Source organism: Pseudoblastomonas aquimaris (assembly GCF_035481675.1).
Taxonomy (GTDB): Bacteria; Pseudomonadota; Alphaproteobacteria; order Sphingomonadales; family Sphingomonadaceae; genus Alteriqipengyuania_B.
Map to the genome: position 1 here is coordinate 1,364,742 of NZ_JAYJJW010000001.1, position 20,633 is coordinate 1,385,374.

The window sequence follows — 20,633 nt, forward strand, 5'->3', positions numbered from 1 at the left end:
CATGCTCACATCCGAGCAGGTCGGCACCGGAGGCCACTGGGGTCGGCCCGGGCAGACGGGACCGAACCTATGACAGGTCAGCAAACTTCAGGCGCAGCTGGCGATAAAGCGGCAGCGCGCGCGGATTTCGTCATCGTCGGCGGCGGTACCGCCGGCTGGATGGCCGCCGCCGCGCTTGCCCGCTTCGCCCCGCACAAGCGCACGATCCTCGTCGAAAGCGATGCCATCGGCACCGTCGGCGTGGGCGAGGCGACGATCCCGCAGATCCACCTCTTCAACCAGGCGCTGGGCCTGGACGAGGCCGAATTCCTCGCCGCCACCAAGGGCAGCTTCAAGCTCGGCATCGAATTCGCCGGCTGGCGGGAGCCCGGCCATTCCTACCTACACGCTTTCGGTCCCGTGGGCCGCGCGCACGGAGTGGTGCCGTTCCACCATTTCTGGTTGCGCGCGCGAGATGCCGGCAAGGCCCGCCCGCTGAGCGCCTACAGCGCCAACGACATTGCGGCGCGCAACAACCGCATGGGGGCGCCCGGGACCGACTTTCCCTACGCCTATCATTTCGACGCCGGCCTCTATGCCGCGCACCTGCGCGCGTATGCGGAAACGCGCGGGGTTACCCGCATCGAAGGCACGGTCGACCACGTGAGGCAGTCCCCTGAGAGCGGCGACATCGCCGGGCTCGACCTCGGCGACGGGCGCAGCGTCGACGGGGCGTTCTTCCTCGACTGCACCGGCTTTCGCGGCCTGCTGATCGAACAGGCGCTGGGCGCGGGCTATGCCGACTGGTCGGACCTGCTGCCCTGCGACCGCGCGGTCGCGGTCCCCTGCAAGTCGGGCGGCGACTTCACCCCCTACACTCGCTCCACCGCGCGCGAGGCGGGGTGGCAATGGCGCATCCCGCTGCAGCACCGGATCGGCAACGGCTATGTCTATTCGAGCGCCCACCTGTCGGACGAGGCGGCAGCCGATACGCTGCTCGCCCATCTCGACGGGGAACCGCTGGCCGACCCGCGAACGCTGAAATTCACCACCGGCATGCGGCGCCGGCACTGGCACCGCAACTGCCTCGCGCTCGGCCTTGCCGCCGGGTTCATGGAGCCGCTGGAATCGACCTCGATCCACCTCGTCCAGTCCGCCATCGCCCGTTTCCTGACACTGATGCCGGACAGCGTCAGCAGTGCCGACACGGCATCTCTTGCCAGCGAATTCAACCGGCAGGCAGAGTTCGAATGGACGCGGATTCGCGATTTCCTCGTCCTGCATTACTACGCCAACGGCCGCACCGGCGAAGCGTTCTGGGACGAGCGGCGTGCAGCGACGCTGCCCGACACACTGGCCGCGAAACTCGAGCTCTGGCGCGCAGGCGCCCGCATCACCCGAGAGCACGAGGAGCTGTTCACCGAAGTCGGCTGGACGCAGGTCCTCCTCGGCCAGGGCGTGATGCCGGACAGCTGGCACCCGCTCGCCGATGCGCTGCCGGACGATGATCTGGAGCGCTTCCTCGAGGCGACCCACCGCGCCTGCGTGAAGGCCGTCGAACCGATGCCGACCCACCACGATTACCTCGGCGCCCTGCTGGCGCGCACCACCAAGGAAGTTGCCGCATGACCATTCGCACCGCCCTCGCCATGTCGCTCGCCGGCGCCGCGCTCCTGCCCGGCTGCGCGCCAGCTCTCGCCCAGTCCGCGCCAGCTACCACTCAGGGTACCACTCCGTCCGCCACACCCGCGCCCACGCTGGAGCAGGTGCGCGAGAGGCTGGCCGAAGACGAAGTGGTCTATTTCGTCCTGCCCGACCGTTTCGACAACGGCGATCCCGCCAACGATGACGGCGGCTATGGCGCCGATCGGCTCGTCAGCGGATACGATCCCACGCACAAGGGCTTCTACCACGGCGGCGACCTCGCCGGCCTGACCGCGCGGCTGGATTACCTGCAGGGCATGGGCATCACCGCGATCTGGTTCGCGCCGATCTTCGCCAACAAGCCGGTCCAGGGCCCCGCGGGCGACGAGAGCGCGGGCTATCACGGCTACTGGGTCACCGATTTCACCCGGATCGACCCGCATTTCGGCACGAACGAGGAATTCCGCACTTTCGTGGATGCCGCGCATGCCCGCGGGATGAAAGTCTACATGGACATCATCACCAATCACACGGCGGATGTCATCAAGTACCGCGAAGGCTTCTCCTATCGCAGCAAGGGCGATTACCCATACTCCACCCGCGGCGGGCCCGACGGGGAGGCAATCAACGAAGGCTTCATGGGCGACGAGGTCCGCACGGAAGAGAACTTCGCGCGGCTGACCGACATGACCTACGCCTACACACCCTATGTGCCGGAGGCGGAGCGCGACGTGAAAGTACCGGCGTGGCTCAACGACCCGCGCTATTACCACAACCGCGGCGACACGACTTTCAGCGGCGAAAGCGCGCGGCTGGGCGACTTCGTGGGGCTCGACGACATTTACACCGAGCAACCCTTCGTCGTGCGCGGCATGATCGACATCTACGCACAGTGGATCGAGGATTTCGGCATCGACGGTTTCCGCATCGACACCGCGCGGCATGTGAATCCCGGTTTCTGGCGGGAATTCGTGCCTGCCATGCTGGAGACCGCCGCTGGAAAAGGCATTCCCAACTTCCTGATCTTCGGCGAGGTCTACGCCGAAGACCCGATGGCGGGCTATATCGCCGAATACACGCGGCGCGACGGCTTTCCCGCCGTGCTCGACTTCGCGTTCCAGCAGGCGGTGCTGCGCTATGCCGGGGCGGGCGGCGATGCGTCCATCATGACCCGCCTGTTCGACGGCGACGTCCTTTACGAAGGTGGCGAAGCGGCCGCGCTGAAGCTGCCGACCTTCCTCGGCAACCACGACATGGGCCGCTTCACCACCATGACGAAACAGCGCAAGCCCGGCATCTCGCAGGAGGAGCTGCTGGCGCGCACTCAGCTGGCCCATGCCATGCTGATGACGCTGCGGGGCAATCCGGTGGTCTATTCCGGCGACGAGCAGGGCTTCGTCGGCGACGGCAACGACCAAGCCGCGCGAGAGGACATGTTCCCCAGCCGCGTCGCCAGTTACAACGACAATGACCTGATCGGCACCGACGCCACCACGGCGACGGACAATTTCGACCGCAGCCACCCGCTCTATCGCCTTATCGCGCAGCTTTCCGCCGTCCGGCAGGCCAACCCGGCGCTGCGCCGCGGCCTGCAGACAATGCGCCAGTGGGACGATGCGCCCGGCATGTTCGCGGTCACGCGGCACGATCCGGAAAGCGGGCAGCGTGTTCTGCTCGCCTTCAACAACACCGCCCAGCCGCTCAGCGGCAATGTCGCGGTGGATTACGCCGCACGCGAGGTGACGACCCTGGCAGGCGCCGCCTGTCCCGCAACGGTCGCCGCGCCCGGCAGCGTCGCCGTAACCCTGCCCGCCTTCGGCTGGGCCGTGTGCGAACTGAAATGAGCAGCCACGCCTCCTCCCCGGCGCCGGACGCGCAGGCCCTGCCGTGGTGGCAGGGCGCGGCGATCTACCAGATCTATCCGCGCAGCTTCCGCGATTCCAACGGCGACGGCATCGGCGACCTGCCAGGCATCACCGCCGGGCTGGACCACGTCGCCAGCCTAGGCGTCGATGCCGTGTGGATCAGCCCGTTCTTTACCAGCCCGATGCGCGATTTTGGCTACGACGTGGCCGATTACTGCGATGTCGACCCCATCTTCGGCACGCTGTCCGATTTCGACGCGCTGGTCACGCGCGCGCACGAACTCGGCCTCAAGGTGCTGATCGACCAGGTCTATTCCCACACGTCCGACGACCATGCGTGGTTTGCCGAAAGCCGCGCCAGCCGCGACAATCCCAAGGCCGACTGGTACGTCTGGCACAACGCGAAGCCCGACGGGTCGCCCCCGACCAACTGGCAGTCCGTCTTCGGCGGGCCGGCGTGGACGTGGGACGCGCGGCGCGGGCAATATTACCTGCACAACTTCCTCGCCAGCCAGCCGCAGCTGAACGGCCACAACCCCGACGTCCAGCAGGCCCTGCTGGACGTGGCGAAATTCTGGCTCGACCGCGGTGTCGACGGTTTCCGCATCGATGCGATCAATTTCTCGATGCACGATCCTGAATTCCGCGACAATCCACCCGCCCCGCCGACGGACAAGCCGCGCACCCGCCCGTTCGATTTCCAGCTCAAGACCTACAACCAGTCGCACCGGGACATCCCGCTGTTCCTGGAACGACTGCGCAGCCTGGCCGACCGCTACGATGCGACCTTTACCCTGGCCGAAGTCGGCGGAGACGAGGCGCTGGTGGAAATGAAGAGCTTCACCCAAGGCGACGCGCGCCTCAACAGCGCCTACGGTTTCGACTTCCTCTATGCCGACAAGCTCACGCCGCAGCTCGTCTGCCGGGCGCTGGGCGACTGGCCGGGGCAGCCGGGCGAAGGCTGGCCCAGCTGGGCGTTCGAGAACCACGATGCGCCCCGCGCGGTATCCCGCTGGGCGGCGCCCGAGCATCGCGCCGCCTTCCTGCGTTGCAAGATGGCGCTGCTCGCGGCGCTGCGCGGCAACATCATCGTCTACCAAGGCGAAGAGCTGGGCCTGACCCAGGTCGACATCCCCTTCGAGCAGTTGCAGGACCCCGAGGCGATCGCGAACTGGCCGCTCACACTGAGCCGGGACGGGGTGCGCACGCCTCTGCCGTGGGCGGGCGATGCGCCGGACATGGGCTTCGGGAGTGCCAAGCCATGGCTGCCGGCGAGCGAGGATCACCGCCCGCTCGCCATCGACCGGCAGGAAGCGGACGATGCCTCCCTGCTCCACTTCACGCGCGACGTGCTGGCGCTAAGAAATGGCCACCCGGCGCTCCACCACGGGGCGCTCGAACGCTGCCGGGCAAGCGCGGCGCTGCTGAGCTTCGACCGCATCGCAGACGGGGAGCGTATCCGCTGCCTGTTCAACCTGTCGGACCAGACGATCGACACTGCCGATGCCGCAGGATCGCCGATCTTTGCGGTCAACGCCGCCGATACTGGCACCCTCCCCCCATACGGAGCCTTGTTCCTGTCATGCTGACCCGCAAAAAACTCGCCCTCGGCACCGCGCTCTTTGCGCTTGCCCCCTCGCTCGCTTTTGCCGATGAAGTTGCCTCTCCCGACGGGCGCATCGTGGTGGAAGTGGATGCGGATGGCGAAGGCAAGCCGTTCTACCGCGTCACCCGCGACGGAGAGGAAGTGATCTCCTACTCCACGCTGGGCTTCAACCTGACCGACGGCGACCCGCTGCGGCGCAATTTCGAAGTCGTCGGCGTGACCCGTGCGCAGGCGGACGAGACGTGGGAGCAGCCGTGGGGCGAGCGCCGATACGTGCGTGACCACCACCGCGCCATGACGGTCGCTTTCGCGGAAAAGGACGACACGCCGCGCAGCTTCAGCGTGCAGGTGCGCGTGTTCGACGACGGGTTCGGCTTCCGCTACGAATTCCCGCAGCAGCCGGGCTGGGATGTCGCGCGCATCGCCGACGAGCTGACCGAGTTCAACCTTAGCGTATCGGGCACCGCATGGTGGATACCGGCGGGGGACTGGAACCGCTACGAGTATCTGTATGAGACCACGCCGATCGATGCGGTCAGCACGGCGCACACGCCGATCACGATGGTGACGGACACCGGCCTGCACCTGTCTTTCCACGAAGCGGCGCTGGTCGATTATTCCGGCATGTGGCTGAAGCGGATCGCCGGCACGCGGTTCCGGGCCACGCTTTCGCCCTCCAGCCGCGGCGCCAAGGTGGTGCGCGAACTGCCCTTCCACACGCCGTGGCGCACCGTGCGCATGTCGGACGATCCGGCCGGCCTCGTCGAAAGCGACATCGACCTCAATCTGAACGAACCCAACAAGCTGGGCGACGTCAGCTGGTTCGAACCGCACAAATACATCGGCATCTGGTGGGAGATGCATCTGGAAGACAGCAGCTGGGCGAGCGGGCCCAAGCATGGCGCGACCACCGAGAATGCGAAGGAATACATCGACTTCGCCGCCGCCAACGGCTTTCGCGGCATCCTGATCGAAGGGTGGAATGTCGGCTGGGACGGCAACTGGTTCGGCAACGGGCGCGATTACAGCTTCACGCAGGCCTATCCCGATTTCGACATCGAGGAAGTCGCCCGCTACGCTGCGGAAAAGGGCGTGCGGATCATCGGCCACCACGAAACCGGCGGCAATATCGAAGTGTACGAGCGCCAGCTGGAAGATGGCTTCGCGCTCTACGAAAGGCTCGGCATCGACGCGGTCAAATCGGGCTATGTCGCGGATGCCGGCGGGATCATCGCCTGCAATGCCGACGAGGCCGACCCCTGCGCGGAGGAAATCTTCGAATGGCATGACGGGCAGCGCATGGCACAGCACCACCTGAATGTGGTGAAGGCTGCCGCGCGTCACCGCATCGCGGTCAACCCGCACGAACCGATCAAGGATACCGGCCTCAGGCGCACCTACCCCAACTGGGTCAGCCGCGAGGGCGCGCGCGGGGCTGAATACGATGCCTGGGCAGTGCCGAAGAACGATCCCGGCCACGTGCCCGAACTGGTTTATACAAGGATGCTGTCCGGCCCGATGGACTACACCCCGGGCGTCCTCAGCCTGGAGGGCCGCGGCGCGACGCAGCCCGACCTGCCGAGCACCCTGGCCCGCCAGCTGGCGTTCTACGTCGTGATCTATTCGCCGATCCAGATGGCGGCGGATTTGCCGGAAAACCTCGCCGCATGGCCGCAGGGGCTCGATTTCATCAAGCGCGTCGCGGTCGACTGGGACGAAAGCCACCTGCTCGCCGGCGAGGTCGGCAAATACGCCGTCTTCGCGCGGCGCGCGCGCGGCGGCGATGCATGGTATCTCGGCGGCGTGACCGACGAGGACCCGCGCGACGTTTCGCTAAGCCTCGACTTTCTCTATCCCGACACCGAATATGTCGCCACGATCTGGGAAGACGGCGAAGGAGCGGACGGCTTGGGTGACAATCGCCACGCGATGAATGTGCGCGAAGTCATCGTGCGCAAGGGCGATACGCTGGACATCGGCATGGCGCGCGCCGGGGGCTTCGCGGCGGAAATCAAGTTCAGCGGCGAATGATCGGGCGCGCCTTCGCCCTCTTCGCCGCGTTGATGCTGGCCGCCTGCGCCAGCGTTCCCGCGCCGGACGACGGCGACCTCGCACGCGGCGGGCGGTTCTTGGACTACGGCCCGCTCGCGGTCGATGGGCTGCCCGACCAGCGCATCTCGATCTGGCTGCCGCCGGGCTACGACGAGGGCGTACGGCGCTATCCGGTGCTTTATATGTGGGACGGGCAGAACCTGTTCGATCCCGCCAGCACGCATTACGGCAAGGCTTGGATGGCGCAGGACGTGCTGGCCGGAATGGTCGCGCGCGGGGAGGCCGAGCCGCACATCGTCGTCGGCCTTTGGTCGCCGCCGGGCAAGGACCGCTACCGCACCTACCAGCCCGAAGCCATCGCCGAACTGGTCCCCGAAGGGGTTGCGGCCAGCGTTCGCGACATGGCGGGCGGCCCGCTCGCATCCGACGCCAATGTCGCCTGGCTGGCGGACACGGTGAAGCCTTGGGTCGACCGGTCTTTCCGCACGCAGGCCGCGCCCGAAAGCACCACGATCGTCGGCGCCAGCATGGGCGGCGTGCTGGCGTGCTACAGCCTGATAGAGCGCCCCGACGTCTTCGGCCGCGCCGGCTGCGTCAGTTCGCACTTCGCGGTGGCAGCACCGGACATCGCCGCCCGGCATACGCCCGCTATCGTCGGCGCCTGGCGATCCTATCTCGACCACCGCCTCGCCCTGCCGGAAGGCCGCCGCATCTGGATGGATCACGGCACCGCCGCACTCGATTCCTACTACGGCCCGTACCAGTTGGGCATCGCGGAGCATCTGGACACGATGGCCGGCTGGACGCGGGACAAGGATTTCACCGCGCGCGTCTACGAAGGCGCGGAGCATGACGAGATAGCCTGGAATGCCCGCATGGCGGACATGCTGGCGTGGCTGTGGCGCGAATGAACGGCGGCAAGGCGCCCGACATCGTCGTGCTCGGCGGCGGGAGCGCGGGCTGGATCACCGCCGCCCTGCTCCACCACGCATGGGCCGACAAGGGCGCGTCGGTTACGCTGGTCGAAAGCCCCGCCATCGGCATCATCGGTGTGGGCGAAGGCTCCACCCCGCAGCTGAAGGCGTTCTTCGACCTGCTCGGCATCGATGAAGCGGAATGGATGCCCGCCTGCGACGCGACCTACAAGCTGGGCATCCGTTTTTCCGGCTGGAGCGCGCGGCCCGGCTTCGAATCCTATTTCCACCCCTTCCCCGGCCCCACCGACCTCCACACCCAGCCCGCTTTCGAGCAAGCCTGCGCGGCCCAGCGGCGCGGATACGAGGCGGGCGCGCATCCCGACCGCTGGTTCCTCGCCACCCGGTTGGCGGACGAGGCGAAGGCACCGCAAGCGGGCGATAACTTCCCCTTCGCGCCAAGCTATGGCTACCACTTCGATGCGCACAAGCTGGGCGCGTTCCTGCGCGAATGGTGCGTTTCGCGCGGCGTCGTCCACCGCGAAGCGCAAGTCGCCGATGTCGAGGTGGCGGCGGGCGAGGTACAGGCGCTCGTCTGCGAAGACGGCGCGCGGATAGGGGGCGACCTGTTCGTCGACTGCTCGGGCTTCCGCGCGGTGATCGCAGAAGCGCTCGGCAGCGAATTCCAGTCCTATGGCGAGAACCTGTTCGCCGATCGCGCCGTGGTAATGCCGACGCCGCGCGATGGAACACGCATCATGCCGGCCACCGGCGCCATCGCCATGCGCGCGGGCTGGCGCTGGTCGATCCCGCTCACCGGCCGCACCGGCAACGGCTACGTCTATTCATCGGCCCATATCTCCGACGACGAGGCGGCGGCCGGACTGGCGCGCGAATGCGGCGGCGACGCAGAGCCGCGTTTGCTGAGAATGCGGGTGGGTCGGATGCGTGAAAGCTGGCGCGGCAACTGCCTGGTCGCAGGCCTGTCGCAGGGCTTCATCGAGCCGCTGGAGGCGACCGCGCTTCACATCGTGATCCACACCGCGCTCGAATTCATCCAGGCACACGAGCAAGGCGGGTTCACCGCCAGGCACCGCGACGCGTTCAACGCTTCCATCGGGGAGCGGTACGACGGGATCCGCGACTACATCGTCGCCCATTACCGGCTCAACCGGCGCGACGGCGACTACTGGCGCGCCAACGCCGCGAACGATGCCATCTCCGACAGGCTGAAGGCGATGATGACCGCGTGGTTCACCCACCGCGACATCGCCGCCGCCAACCGCGAGCTCTATCCGAAGGAATATTATTCGAGCGCCAGCTGGCACTGCCTGTTTGCAGGCTATGGCAGCTTCCCGCCGCCGGAAAAGATGCAGCCGCTGCCCGCCGATGCGTCGCTGGCCGATCCGGCGCGGATTGATGCCATGCTGGCCGCCTGCGCGCGAAATTTCGGCGAATACGCGCCCTAGCCGCGGCCGCGGTAGCTCGCGACGCCCTGGTCCGGCACCCACAGGCCTTCGGGCGGTGCGCCGGTCTGCCAGAACACGTCGATGGGAATGCCGCCGCGCGGGTACCAGTACCCGCCGATGCGCAACCATTGCGGCTTCATTTCGTCCGTCAGGCGCTGTCCGATGCCGACGGTCACATCCTCGTGAAAGCCGCAGTGGTTGCGGAACGAGCCGAGGAAAAGCTTGAGGCTCTTCGATTCCACGATGGTCTCGCCCGGCGCGTAGTCGATCACGAGATGGGCGAAATCGGGCTGCCCGGTCACCGGGCACAGCGAGGTAAATTCGGGCGCGGCGAAGCGCACCATGTAAAGCGATCCCGCGCGCGGATTGGGCACGTAATCCAGCACCGCCTGTTCCGGCGATTGCGGCAGCGGGGTATCCTTGCCGAGGAACTTCGGCACGCTCGTGTCTTCGGTGTCGCTCATCGGCAACGCCCATGCCGCGATCTCGCCCGGCGCACAAGCCGCCCCATTGCGCGGGCGGATTAAGGGGCTATTCACGGCGGCGCTGCGCAAGGGGCAAAAGGCCGCCGGATGCGCGCCGCCTTTCGCAAGACCATGACACGCCACACCGCACCTTCCCTGCTTGCAGTTGCCGCCGCAATGGCGATTGCCGCGCCGCTGCCGGCGATGGCCAGCGTCGGCGGCTTCCGCCTGCCCACGCCTTCGCCCACGCCGTCGCGCGAAGTGATCGGCCCGGTCGCGCCCGACGTGCCGGAATCGCGCCAGACCCGCCGGCCGCAAGCTTCGCCGACGCCGACGCCCACTCCGCGCGCTACCGCCGTCACGCCGGCCCCCACGCCCACGGCAACCACGCCGCCGCGCCGCGGCGAAGTCGCGCAGCCGCAGCCCACCCGCTCGCAAGCCCCGCAGCCGCGCGCGACCGGCATCCCCTCGCCGCTGCCGCAGCAGGTGCCGGACAACCGTCCCGCCCCGACGATCGAGACGCCCGGGCCCCAGCCGACGGTCGGCGCAGACCCGTTCGATTTCGACGAGGCCCCGTCCTCCGCCCCGGCTGCGCCCGCTGGCGAGGCAGGGCAGCCCGCAACGGCGAGCGAAGACAGCGGTGGAAGCAACTGGCTATACTATGCGCTCGGCCTGCTTGCCCTGCTGCTGGCTGCAGGCGCATTCCTGTGGGTTCGCGCGCGCGGCCTGCCGACTGCCGGGCCTGTCACAGCGCCGCAGATCGAGCGCCCCAAACCGCGCAAGCTCGCCGCCGACGCGCCCGCGTCCTCGCCTGCAGCAGCGCCTGCACCGGCACCGGTCATCGCCGCCGCATCGGGCCCGCTCGGCCTCGCCATGACATCGCGCCGGATCAGCCTTTCGATGATGGCTGCCACGCTCGATTACGAACTGACGCTGGTCAATTCGGGCAGCGAGACCATTCGCGGGATCGAGGTGCAGGGCGACCTTGTCAGCGCGCACGCGTCGCTGCCCGCCGACCAGCAGGTCGCCGCCGCCGGCCGCCCGCTGGAGAAGCGCCACGCCATTGCCGAGCTGGCGCCGGGCGAAAACCAGGTCATCAAGGGCCAGATCCGCCTGCCGTTCAGCGCAATCCGCGCCGTGGCGCAAGGGCGCGCGCCGCTGCTGGTGCCGCTGTCGCGCTGGCGCATCGTGGCGCAGGAACCCGCGCTGGAACCGCTGGTGCAGACCTTCCTCGTCGGCCAGCCGTCGGATCGCCGCCAGCAAGGCATCCAGCCCTTCCCGCTCGACAAGGGGCCGGGCGTCTTCGCGCCTCTGGTGCAGCGCAGCTTCGCCTGAGCCGCGCAATTCCGCCATTCTGCGTGCTTTACGGCGCCCCTTTACGCCGTTAACCCTCCTGTCCCCGCTCACGGCGTGGAGGAGACGCTGGGATGGACAATCTGGTTAGCACGCAGTGGCTGGCGCAAAATATTGGCGCAAGCGACCTGCGCATCGTCGATGCCAGCAAGCATCTCGACCCGTCCCGCGATGCGCGCGCGGAATACGAGGCAGGCCATATTCCCGGCGCGGTCTTCATGGACCTCGACTCGCTGGTCGATAGCGATGCGGCCAGCCCCAACACCCTCCCCAGCCCCGAAAAATTTGCCAGCCGGATGCAGAAGCTCGGCCTCGGCGACGGCAGCCGCATCGTGGTCTATGACGACAGCCCGCTGAAAAGCGCGGCGCGCGGGTGGTTCATGCTGACCATGTTCGGCGCGCAATATGTCGCCGTGCTCGACGGCGGGCTCGCCAAATGGAAGGCGGAGGGGCGCGAGCTGGAAAGCGGCACCGTGAGCTTGCGCGAACGGCACTATACCGCCTGGGCCGACGACCGGAAGCTGCGCGACAAGGACGCGGTCCTCACCAATATCGAGACCGGCAGGGAAGTGCTGGTCGATGCCCGCCCCGCCGCGCGCTTCACCGGTGAGGAGCCGGACATCCGCCCCGGCATCCCGAGCGGTCACATTCCCGGATCGCGCAATCTGCCGCACACGGCGCTGTTCCGCGACGACGGCACATGGAAATCCCCCGACGCCATCCGCGAGGTCTTCGCCGACGCAGGCATCGATCTCGACCGGCCGGTCATCACAAGCTGCGGCAGCGGGATGACGGCCGCAGTCCTCGCCTTCGCCCTTCACCAGATCGGCAAGCAGGACGTCGCCCTTTACGATGGCAGCTGGAGCGAGTGGGCCGCCGACAGCACGCTGCCGACCGCCCTTGGCCCGGCGGACTGATTGCGGCTACAGCGCGAGCCATGAGCAAGGCTTCGGACAGAGACCACGGCAAATACGGCAGCGGCACCCGCGCCGTCGGTGCGGGACGGCGCGAGGAATGGACGGGGCCGGTGGTCAACCCGCCCGTCTGGCGCGCCAGCACGCATCTCTATCCCGACAGCGCATCGCGCAAGGCGGGCCTGAAGCACAACGAGGACGGCCATTTCTACTACGGCCGCCGCGGCAGCCCGACCCAGTGGGCGCTGGCCGACGCGCTGACCGAACTGGAACCCGGCGCCTTCGGCACGATGCTGTATCCCAGCGGAACCAGCGCAATTTCTTCCGCCCTGCTGACAGTACTGAAGCCCGGCGACGTGCTGCTGGTGACCGACAACGCCTATGAACCCACGCGCACCATCGCGAACGGCATATTGAAGCAGTTCGGCGTGGAAGCGCGCTATTTCGATCCGCTCGACATCGATGGCTACCGCGCGGCCTTTTGTGATCGGACGAAGGCGGTGATGCTGGAAAGCCCTGGCAGCCTGACGATGGAAGTGTGCGACGTTCCCGCGCTGGCAGCGATCGCGCGAGAGCATGGCGCGACCAGCCTGATCGACAACACCTGGGCGGGATCGCTCGGCTTTGCGGCGCTGGAGCATGGCTGCGATATCGCGATCCAGTCGCTGACGAAGCATGTCGGCGGCCATTCGGACGTGATGATGGGCTCCGCTGCTGCCGGGGAGCGTCTCTATCGCCGGCTGCGCCGCACGGCCCAGTCGCTCGGCATCGTGGTTTCGCCCGACGATGCGGCGCTCGCCTCCCGCGGCCTCAGGACAATGCCCCTGCGGCTCGAGCGAGCCACGCAGAGCGCGCTTGCGGTGGCCAAGTGGCTCGCGGCGCATCCCGCGGTGTCCGCGGTGCTGTGCCCCATGCTGCCGGGATCGCCAGGTCACGAGATTTGGCAGCGCGACTTCACGGGCGGCTGCGGCCTGTTCTCCTTCGCACTGCATGGCGGCGACGAGGCTGCGCGGGCCCGCTTCATCGACGCGCTCGACCTGTTCGGCATCGGTTACAGCTGGGGCGGGTTCGAAAGCCTCGTCCTGCCGGTCGATCCCGCAACCTGCCGCAGCGCCACCCCTTGGCCGCGCGAGGGATCGCCAGTGCAAGGCCCGCTCGTGCGCCTTGCAATCGGGCTGGAAGACCCCGAAGACCTGATCGCAGACCTTGAGCGCGGTTTTGCCGCGATGGAGAACGACGCTTGAATACCGCCCTGTCCCAACAGGAAGCGCCCGCCCCCGCGGAAACCGCGGCGCCGGAAGGCGGCGGCGATGCCGGCCACTCGGCACCTGTAGGCGGTGACGCGGCACCGGCGGGCGTCAACGCGTTCGAGGCTCCGCAGGAAACGGCCGTGTCCGGCGCAGATGCCGTGCGCGACGCGGTGGCATCCAATCCCGGCACAGCGTCCGACGTGATCGACACGCTGGACGGGCTGGCCATCAGCTTTGCCGATACCCGCGTTTCCGTGTGGGACGGGATCGTGGTGCTGCTCGTCATTTTCGGCGTCTGGCTGTTCGCGTGGCTGGTCAGCAAGCTCGCCCACCGGGTGATCGGTCGGATCACCAAACTGGGTGCGGCACGGCGCCTGCTGGTCGAAAAGCTGGTCACCATCGTGGTTTGGGCGGGCGCGATCCTGATCGGGATCGACATGCTGGGGATCGACCTCACCGCGCTGGCGGTATTCTCCGGCGCTTTCGGCCTCGCCATCGGTTTCGGCCTGCAGAAAACCTTCGGCAATTTGATCGCCGGGATCATCCTGCTGATGGACCGGTCGATCAAGCCGGGCGACGTGATCGCGGTGGCCGACCAGGCGGGCGCCGTTACTTTCGGCCAGATTCGCAAGATCGGCATTCGCGCCGTCTCCGTAACAACCCGGGACGAGCGCGAATATTTGATCCCGAACGAGAACCTGATGGTCAACCAGGTCGAAAACTGGAGCTATTCCAGCCGCAACGTGCGGATCCAGGTGCCGGTCGGCGTCAGCTACAATTGCGACATCAAGCTGGCCGAAAAGCTCATGCTGGAGGCGGCGACGGAATGCGGCCGTGTGCTGAAATCGCCCAAACCGACCTGCTGGCTCGATGCCTATGGCGACAGCTCGGTCAACTTCATAATCCATTGCTGGATCCGCGATCCGGAACAGGGCGTCGGCAATGTGAAAAGCGAAGTGCTGAAGGTGCTGTGGGAGAAGTTCCAGGCCAACGGGATCGAGATTCCCTTCCCCCAGCGCGACCTCAACTTGCGCGGCAACGACCAGTTCGACCAGCTCGTCGCCGCCATCAGTCAGCGGATCGATACGCCCAAGGAATAGCGGTTTGCTGCGGCTTCCCGCACCCGCTTAAACTTCTGCTTCCCCCGGCCAAACGCGTTTTGCCTGTTGCGACGGCGCCCGCGCGCGCAGCTATGCTGCATGAGCGAAACAGGAAAAGTCCATCTCGTCGGCGCAGGACCGGGTGATCCCGACCTGCTGACCCTGCGCGCAGCGCGGCTGATCGCAGAGGCGCGGATCATCGTGCATGACGGCCTCGTCGATCCCGCGATCCTCGCCCTCGCGCGGCCCGATGCGCGGCTGGTATCCGTCGCAAAGCGGCGCGCGCATCACACCCTGCCGCAGGAAGATATCTGCGCGCTGCTGGTGCAAGAGGCGCGGCGCGGCCACGATGTCGTGCGGCTGAAAGGCGGCGATCCGCTGGTCTTCGGACGCGGCGGGGAAGAAGCGGAGGCCTGCCATGCCGCAGGCGTGCCCGTAGAGATCGTGCCCGGCATCAGCGCAGCCAACGGCGCTGCCGCGGCCGCGCAAATCGCCCTCACCCACCGCGACGCGGCCAGCATCGTCAGCTTTGTCGCCGGCCAGTGCAAGGGCCTTTCGGAGCAGGACTGGGCCGGTCTCGCCGGCAAGGGCCGCACGCTGGTGATCTACATGGGCGTGAAGACCGCACCGCAAATCGCGGAGAAGCTGATGGCGGACGGGCTAGCCCCGCAAACGCCGGTCGCGGTGATCGAGAACGCGGCGCGGCCCGAAATGCGCGTGCTGCGCGGTATGCTGGCAGGCCTGCCCGACCTCGTCGAGCGCGAGCTCGTCGTCAGCCCCGCACTCATCGTGATCGGCGAAGTGACCGCGCGCGAGAATGCCGCCGTGGCAGCGCTGGCAAGCGAGGTGGCGGCATGAACCTCCTCACCGGAAACGACCTGTTGAGCGGCGCCGTCGTGTGGTGGGACGGCGAAAGCTGGACGACCGATATCGCCAAGGCCGTAGACGCGGGCGACGGAGGCGAGGCGATCATCGCCCGCGAGGAAGCCGCGCGCCGGGTCAACGCGCCCTACGTAGTGCCTGCCGAGAGAAACGCCGAAGGTATCCCCCGCCCGCTGCACGTGAAGGACCGCATCCGCGGCCTCGGCCCGACGGTGCGCCCCGACCTCACCCTGCAACCCGAAAACCCGGCTGCGATCCGGGAGGTGATCTGATGTACCAATACGATCGATACGACCAAGCGATGGTCGACGCGCGCGTTGCGGAATTCCGCGACCAGGCGCAGCGCCGCATCGAAGGCAAGCTGACCGAAGACCAGTTCAAGCCGCTGCGGCTGATGAACGGACTCTACCTGCAACTGCACGCCTACATGCTGCGCGTGGCCATCCCCTATGGCACGCTGGACAGCCGGCAGATGCACGCGCTGGCCGACATCGCGGACAAGTACGACCGTGGCTACGGCCACTTCACCACGCGGCAGAACATCCAGTACAATTGGATCAAGCTTGAGGATGCCGCCGACATCCTTGCCGACCTTGCCAAGGTCGAGATGCACGCAATCCAGACCAGCGGCAATTGCATCCGCAACATCAGTTCGGACCATTTCGCCGGCGCTGCGGCGGACGAGGTTACCGACCCGCGGCCCTATGCGGAATTGCTGCGCCAGTGGTCGAGCTTCCACCCGGAATTCAGCTACTTGCCGCGCAAGTTCAAGATCGCGGTGATCGCCAGCGAACAGGACCGCGCGGCGATGCGGCTGCACGACATCGGCATCCGCATCGTGGAGCGCGGTGGCGAGACAGGCGCACAATTTTACGTCGGCGGGGGCATGGGCCGCACGCCGATGATCGCCCCCTTGATCCGCGACTTCGTGCCGATCGACCAGCTGGTGACTTATGCGGAGGCCTGTCTGCGGGTCTACAACCGCCACGGCCGGCGCGACAACAAATACAAGGCGCGCATCAAGATCCTCGTCCACGAACTCGGCGCGGAGGAATATACGCGCCAGGTCGAGGAGGAATTCGCGCATCTGCTGGACGTCGGCGTGGAGCCGCCCCGCGCGGAGCTGCAGCGCATCGCGCAGTATTTCGCAGCGCCTGACTATGCGGACGCCGCGCCCGCCGATCCCGACCGGTCGGATCCCGACTTCGCCGTCTGGCTCGATCGCAACACGGTGCCCCACAAGCACCCAGGCCATGTCTCCGCCGTCATCAGCCTGAAGCCGGTCGGCGGCATCCCGGGCGATGCGACGACAGGCCAGATGCGGCTGATGGCGGACCTCGCCAAGGAATACAGCCATGACGAATTGCGGGTCATGCACACGCAGAACATCGTCCTGCCACATGTGCGCAAGGCCGACCTGCCGGCCTTGTGGCAGAAGCTGGAGGCCAGCGGTCTCGGCACGCCGAACCTGGACCGGATCGGCGACATCATCGCCTGCCCCGGCCTCGATTACTGCAGCCTCGCCAACGCACGCTCCATCCCCATCGCGCAGGCCATTTCCCAGCGCTTCGCCGCGTCCGGAAAGGAGGACACGCTGGGCGAGCTCAAGCTGAAGATTTCGGGCTGCATAAACGCCTGCGGCCATCACCACGCGGGCCACATCGGCATCCTCGGCGTCGACAAGAAGGGGGTCGAAAACTACCAGCTCCTCCTCGGCGGCAGCGAGGCGGAGGACGTCAGCCTCGCCAGGATCACCGGGCCCGGCTTCGACGCCGACGGCATCGTCGACGCCGTCGAGACGGCAGCCGACGTGTATTTGCGGGAACGCAGCGGGGACGAACGGTTCATCGATACCTACCGCCGCGTCGGCATGGCTCCCTTCAAGGAGGCGCTGTATGGCTGATTTGCGTTTCCGCGACGATGCCGTGCCCGGCGAGCCCGCCGTGACGGTGGAGGCGTTCCTTTCGCAGTCCGCAGCCACGGCCGTGCGGATCGAACCCGGCGAGGATGCGCGCGACCTGCTGCCGCATCTGGACCGCGTTGCACTCGTCGAGATTAATTTCCCGGTCTTTGGCGACGGGCGCGGCTACTCCGCCGCCCGTATCCTGCGCGAAGCCGGCTACCGCGGCGAACTACGCGCCGTGGGCGACGTGCTGGTGGACCAGATAGCCTATATGCGGCGCTGCGGCGTCGACGCGTTCCAGCCCGACGCGCCGCTCGATCCGGCAGAGGTCGAGGCAGCCCTGTCGCGCTTCTCGCATGTCTACCAACCGGCCGCCGATTCCGCCGTGCCCATCTGGACCCTGCGCCATGGGTGAGCCTGCCCGCAACGTCGACCGGATCGACACGGCGCCTGCGTTCCGGCAGCAGGACGCCGACGCGCTCAACGCCCGCTTCGCCGGCACCGGCACCACTGAGATGCTGCAAGCGCTGTTTGCGGAAGACATCCTCGGCCGCACGGCTGTGGTTTCCAGCTTCGGCACGGAAAGCGCAGTGTTGCTGCACCTGGTCGCGCAGGCCGACAAGGCGATCCCCGTCGTCTTCGTCGACACGCTGAAAATGTTTCCCGAAACCCTCGCCTACCGCGACACGCTGGTCGAGCGCTTCGGCATATTGAACCCGCGCGTCGTCCAGCCCGACCCGCAAGTGCTGGCGGATAGCGATGCGAATGGCCTGCGCTGGTCGTTCGATCCGGACGGCTGCTGCGCGATCCGCAAGGTGGAGCCGCTGGCCCGCGCCAAGGAGGGGCTCGACAGCTGGATTTCGGGACGCAAGGCTTTCCAGAGCGTGACGCGGCAGGACATTCCGCGCTTCGAGGTCGAACAGGGCCGCCTGAAGCTCAACCCGCTCGGCGACTGGGTGAAAGCGGACCTCGATGCGTATTTCGAGGAACACGACCTGCCGCGCCACCCGCTGGAGGCCGATGGCTTCCTCTCGGTCGGCTGCGCGCCGTGCACCTCACCCGTGAAGCCCGGTGAAGACCCGCGTGCCGGGCGCTGGCGCGGCTGGGACAAGACCGAATGCGGCATCCACCAGCCGGGGATCGAACCTTTCCTTTAGGCTTGGGTCAGAGCCACTTGTGCTCGCGATACCAGCGGGCGGTGTCCTTCAGCCCCTTTCGCGGATCGACCTGCGGCGTCCAGCGCGCCTGCGGCACCGCCTTGCCCGGATCGACCGTCCAGTCGGGATGGACCATGTAGCCGACGCGGTCGGGCGTCAGCTTCGCCTTGCCGCCGCGCAGCATCCGGTCGGCCTTCGCCGCCTTTTCCAGCAGGCCTTGCGACAGGTGCGGGACCCACGGCCGCCGCCCCACCGCCCAGCCGATCGCGCGGCCCCATTCGCGGTGGCTCCAGCCGTTGCGCCGCCCGTCGTCGGGTTCGAAGATACGGTGGCTGACATCCTCCCCGCCGGGGACCAGCGCCAGCAGCAGGCGCGCGAGGTCCTCGACATGGATCCACGACGCGCGGCCCGGCGGCGGCATCGGGACCACGCCCCATTTCGCCGCCTTGAACATCTCCAGCACCTCGCGGTCGCGCGGCCCGAAAATTCCCGGCGGGCGCAAGATCGTCCAGTCCAGCCCGCTCGCCCGCACCTGCCGTTCCGCACGCGCTTTCGAAGCGCCGTAGTTCGATAGCTCCGGCGCGCGGGCCGACAGGGAGGAGACGAAGACGAAGCGCTGCACGCCCGCCTTGCGCGCCGCGTCGATCAGGCGGACGGTGCCGCGCACGTTCCCTTCTTCGAAACCGGCGGCATCGGGCGCGTTGACGACGCCTGCGACGTGGATCACCGCCTCGCATCCATCCACGAGGTCGAAGAGCGCGGCCTCGTCGGCGAGATCGCCTGATATCCAGCGCACCCCGTCGCGCGGTTTCTGCTTGCTGCGCGTCAGTGCCTGCACATCGATGCCGCGCCGCGCTGCCTCGTCGAGCAGCGTCAGGCCCACGAATCCGGTCGCACCGGTAATCGCCACCGTCATAGCAGCACCATGTGGTCGCGGTGGATGACGGCGGAGCGCGGCGCGTGGCCCAGCACGGCCTCCAGCGCATCGCTGCGGCGGCCCATGATCGCGCGGCAGGCGTCGGCGGCATATTCCGACAGGCCCTGCGCAACTGCCACGCCATCGGGCCCATAGACTTCGAGCAGGTCGCCGCGGGCGAATTCACCCTTCACGCCGGTAATGCCTGCCGCCAGCAGGCTCATCCCGCTGCGCAGCGCCCGGACGCAGCCGGCATCGACGACCAGTCGCCCCGCCGCGCGCTGCCTGCCGCCGAGCCAGCTGCGCCGTGCGTCGGCATCGGCCTGCGGCACGAACAGCGTGCCGCCGCGCGGCATCAGCGCATCGGCCAGCGGATGGTCGCCCGCGCCTTTCGCGATGACCAGTGCGATCCCGGCACGCTCGGCGATCTCGGCGGCGCGCAGCTTGGACAGCATGCCGCCAGTGCCGAGGCCGGAACCGCTGCTCCCATCCGCCATGGCAAGGATATCGGGCGTCACGCCTTCGACCCGCTCGATCTTTTCCGCGCCCTTCGTACCCGGGGCGGCGGTGTAGAGCCCGTCCACGTCGCTTAGCAGCACCACGGCCTGCGCCCGCGCAGCCTGCCCGACGCGCGCGGCGAGCCGGTCGTTGTCGCCGAAACGGATTTCCTCCGTCGCGACGCTGTCGTTCTCGTTCACCACCGGCACCGCCCCGCCTTCGAGCAGTCGCTCGAGTGTGGCGGAGGCGTTGAGATAGCGCGCGCGATCCTCGAAATCGTCGAGCGACAGCAGCATTTGTGCCGCCACCAGCCCCTCGCGCTCCAGCGCATCCGCCCATGCCGAGGCAAGGCGGATCTGCCCGACTGCTGCCGCTGCTTGAGCATCGGCAAGGTTCCGCTTGGCATGCGTCAGGCCGAGCCGCGCGGCACCCAGCGCGATCGCGCCGGAGGTCACGACCACCACCGCCTGCCCGCGCGCGCGAAGGCCTGCGATGTCGCCGGCAATCGCCGCCATGAAGCTGGCATCCGGCGCGCCGTCCGCACCGACCAGCAGCGCCGAGCCGATCTTGACGACCACCCGCGCGCAGGCCTGCGCATCCTGAAGCTGGGAATGTCCGGTGATCGCCATGGTGCCCCCGCCTCTAGCGGCGCGCGCGATGGCTGCAA

The 20,633-nt window shown here is 67.7% G+C and carries 18 protein-coding genes; 15 read left to right on the plus strand and 3 right to left on the minus strand.

The window, feature by feature from the left end; genetic code table 11:
* Positions 1-69 precede the first annotated feature (69 nt).
* The 6 genes from VCJ71_RS06780 to VCJ71_RS06805 are packed head-to-tail and all read left to right on the plus strand — an operon-like array spanning position 70 to position 9,529.
* Positions 70-1,608: a tryptophan halogenase family protein gene (locus VCJ71_RS06780; RefSeq protein ID WP_324639937.1), complete on the plus strand. Its 1,539-nt coding sequence runs from the start codon at positions 70-72 to the stop codon at positions 1,606-1,608.
* Positions 1,605-3,467, plus strand: coding sequence for an alpha-amylase family glycosyl hydrolase (locus VCJ71_RS06785; RefSeq protein WP_324639939.1), 1,863 nt, complete (start codon positions 1,605-1,607; stop codon positions 3,465-3,467). Before VCJ71_RS06780 ends, VCJ71_RS06785 begins: the two co-directional genes overlap by 4 nt.
* Positions 3,464-5,077, plus strand: coding sequence for an alpha-amylase family glycosyl hydrolase (locus tag VCJ71_RS06790; RefSeq protein ID WP_324639941.1), 1,614 nt, complete (start codon positions 3,464-3,466; stop codon positions 5,075-5,077). Before VCJ71_RS06785 ends, VCJ71_RS06790 begins: the two co-directional genes overlap by 4 nt.
* Positions 5,071-7,125 carry a glycoside hydrolase family 97 protein gene (locus VCJ71_RS06795; RefSeq protein ID WP_324639943.1) on the plus strand — a complete coding sequence of 685 codons (2,055 nt, stop codon included), beginning with the start codon at positions 5,071-5,073 and terminating at the stop codon, positions 7,123-7,125. The genes VCJ71_RS06790 and VCJ71_RS06795 overlap by 7 nt, the downstream gene beginning before the upstream one ends.
* The gene (locus tag VCJ71_RS06800) at positions 7,122-8,057 is read left to right on the plus strand and encodes an alpha/beta hydrolase (protein ID WP_324639945.1); all 936 of its coding nucleotides are present in this window, start codon (positions 7,122-7,124) and stop codon (positions 8,055-8,057) included. Before VCJ71_RS06795 ends, VCJ71_RS06800 begins: the two co-directional genes overlap by 4 nt.
* Positions 8,039-9,529: a tryptophan halogenase family protein gene (locus VCJ71_RS06805; protein ID WP_324639947.1), complete on the plus strand. Its 1,491-nt coding sequence runs from the start codon at positions 8,039-8,041 to the stop codon at positions 9,527-9,529. The genes VCJ71_RS06800 and VCJ71_RS06805 overlap by 19 nt, the downstream gene beginning before the upstream one ends.
* On the opposite strand, the gene queF is transcribed toward VCJ71_RS06805, so the two are convergent.
* Positions 9,526-9,993 (minus strand): preQ(1) synthase, encoded by a 468-nt coding sequence (gene queF, locus VCJ71_RS06810; protein WP_324639949.1) that lies wholly within the window; start codon positions 9,991-9,993, stop codon positions 9,526-9,528. The genes VCJ71_RS06805 and queF overlap by 4 nt on opposite strands.
* A gap of 132 nt (positions 9,994-10,125) precedes the next feature.
* On the opposite strand from queF, the gene VCJ71_RS06815 reads away from it, so the two are divergent.
* The 9 genes from VCJ71_RS06815 (at position 10,126) to VCJ71_RS06855 (ending at position 18,552) form a co-directional block, all read left to right on the plus strand.
* Positions 10,126-11,328, plus strand: a complete 1,203-nt coding sequence (locus tag VCJ71_RS06815; RefSeq protein ID WP_324639951.1) for a hypothetical protein — start codon at positions 10,126-10,128, stop codon at positions 11,326-11,328.
* Positions 11,329-11,420: 92 nt separating this feature from the next.
* Positions 11,421-12,263 carry a 3-mercaptopyruvate sulfurtransferase gene (sseA, locus tag VCJ71_RS06820; RefSeq protein WP_324639952.1) on the plus strand — a complete coding sequence of 281 codons (843 nt, stop codon included), beginning with the start codon at positions 11,421-11,423 and terminating at the stop codon, positions 12,261-12,263.
* A 20-nt stretch (positions 12,264-12,283) separates the two neighbouring features.
* Positions 12,284-13,504 (plus strand): cystathionine beta-lyase, encoded by a 1,221-nt coding sequence (metC, locus tag VCJ71_RS06825; protein ID WP_324639954.1) that lies wholly within the window; start codon positions 12,284-12,286, stop codon positions 13,502-13,504.
* Positions 13,501-14,610 (plus strand): mechanosensitive ion channel family protein, encoded by a 1,110-nt coding sequence (locus VCJ71_RS06830; protein ID WP_324639956.1) that lies wholly within the window; start codon positions 13,501-13,503, stop codon positions 14,608-14,610. The genes metC and VCJ71_RS06830 overlap by 4 nt, the downstream gene beginning before the upstream one ends.
* Positions 14,611-14,709: 99 nt before the next feature.
* Positions 14,710-15,468 (plus strand): uroporphyrinogen-III C-methyltransferase, encoded by a 759-nt coding sequence (cobA, locus tag VCJ71_RS06835; RefSeq protein ID WP_324639958.1) that lies wholly within the window; start codon positions 14,710-14,712, stop codon positions 15,466-15,468.
* The gene (locus VCJ71_RS06840; protein ID WP_324639960.1) at positions 15,465-15,764 is read left to right on the plus strand and encodes a DUF2849 domain-containing protein; all 300 of its coding nucleotides are present in this window, start codon (positions 15,465-15,467) and stop codon (positions 15,762-15,764) included. Before cobA ends, VCJ71_RS06840 begins: the two co-directional genes overlap by 4 nt.
* Positions 15,764-17,395 carry a nitrite/sulfite reductase gene (locus VCJ71_RS06845; RefSeq protein WP_324639962.1) on the plus strand — a complete coding sequence of 544 codons (1,632 nt, stop codon included), beginning with the start codon at positions 15,764-15,766 and terminating at the stop codon, positions 17,393-17,395. Before VCJ71_RS06840 ends, VCJ71_RS06845 begins: the two co-directional genes overlap by 1 nt.
* Positions 17,388-17,810 (plus strand): DUF934 domain-containing protein, encoded by a 423-nt coding sequence (locus tag VCJ71_RS06850; RefSeq protein ID WP_324639963.1) that lies wholly within the window; start codon positions 17,388-17,390, stop codon positions 17,808-17,810. Before VCJ71_RS06845 ends, VCJ71_RS06850 begins: the two co-directional genes overlap by 8 nt.
* Positions 17,803-18,552: a phosphoadenylyl-sulfate reductase gene (locus VCJ71_RS06855; RefSeq protein WP_324639965.1), complete on the plus strand. Its 750-nt coding sequence runs from the start codon at positions 17,803-17,805 to the stop codon at positions 18,550-18,552. The genes VCJ71_RS06850 and VCJ71_RS06855 overlap by 8 nt, the downstream gene beginning before the upstream one ends.
* A gap of 7 nt (positions 18,553-18,559) precedes the next feature.
* On the opposite strand, the gene VCJ71_RS06860 is transcribed toward VCJ71_RS06855, so the two are convergent.
* Both VCJ71_RS06860 and proB read right to left on the minus strand, forming a co-directional pair.
* Positions 18,560-19,468, minus strand: a complete 909-nt coding sequence (locus VCJ71_RS06860) for an NAD-dependent epimerase/dehydratase family protein (protein ID WP_324639967.1) — start codon at positions 19,466-19,468, stop codon at positions 18,560-18,562.
* The gene (proB, locus tag VCJ71_RS06865; protein WP_324639969.1) at positions 19,465-20,595 is read right to left on the minus strand and encodes a glutamate 5-kinase; all 1,131 of its coding nucleotides are present in this window, start codon (positions 20,593-20,595) and stop codon (positions 19,465-19,467) included. The genes VCJ71_RS06860 and proB overlap by 4 nt, the downstream gene beginning before the upstream one ends.
* Positions 20,596-20,633: the final 38 nt, after the last annotated feature.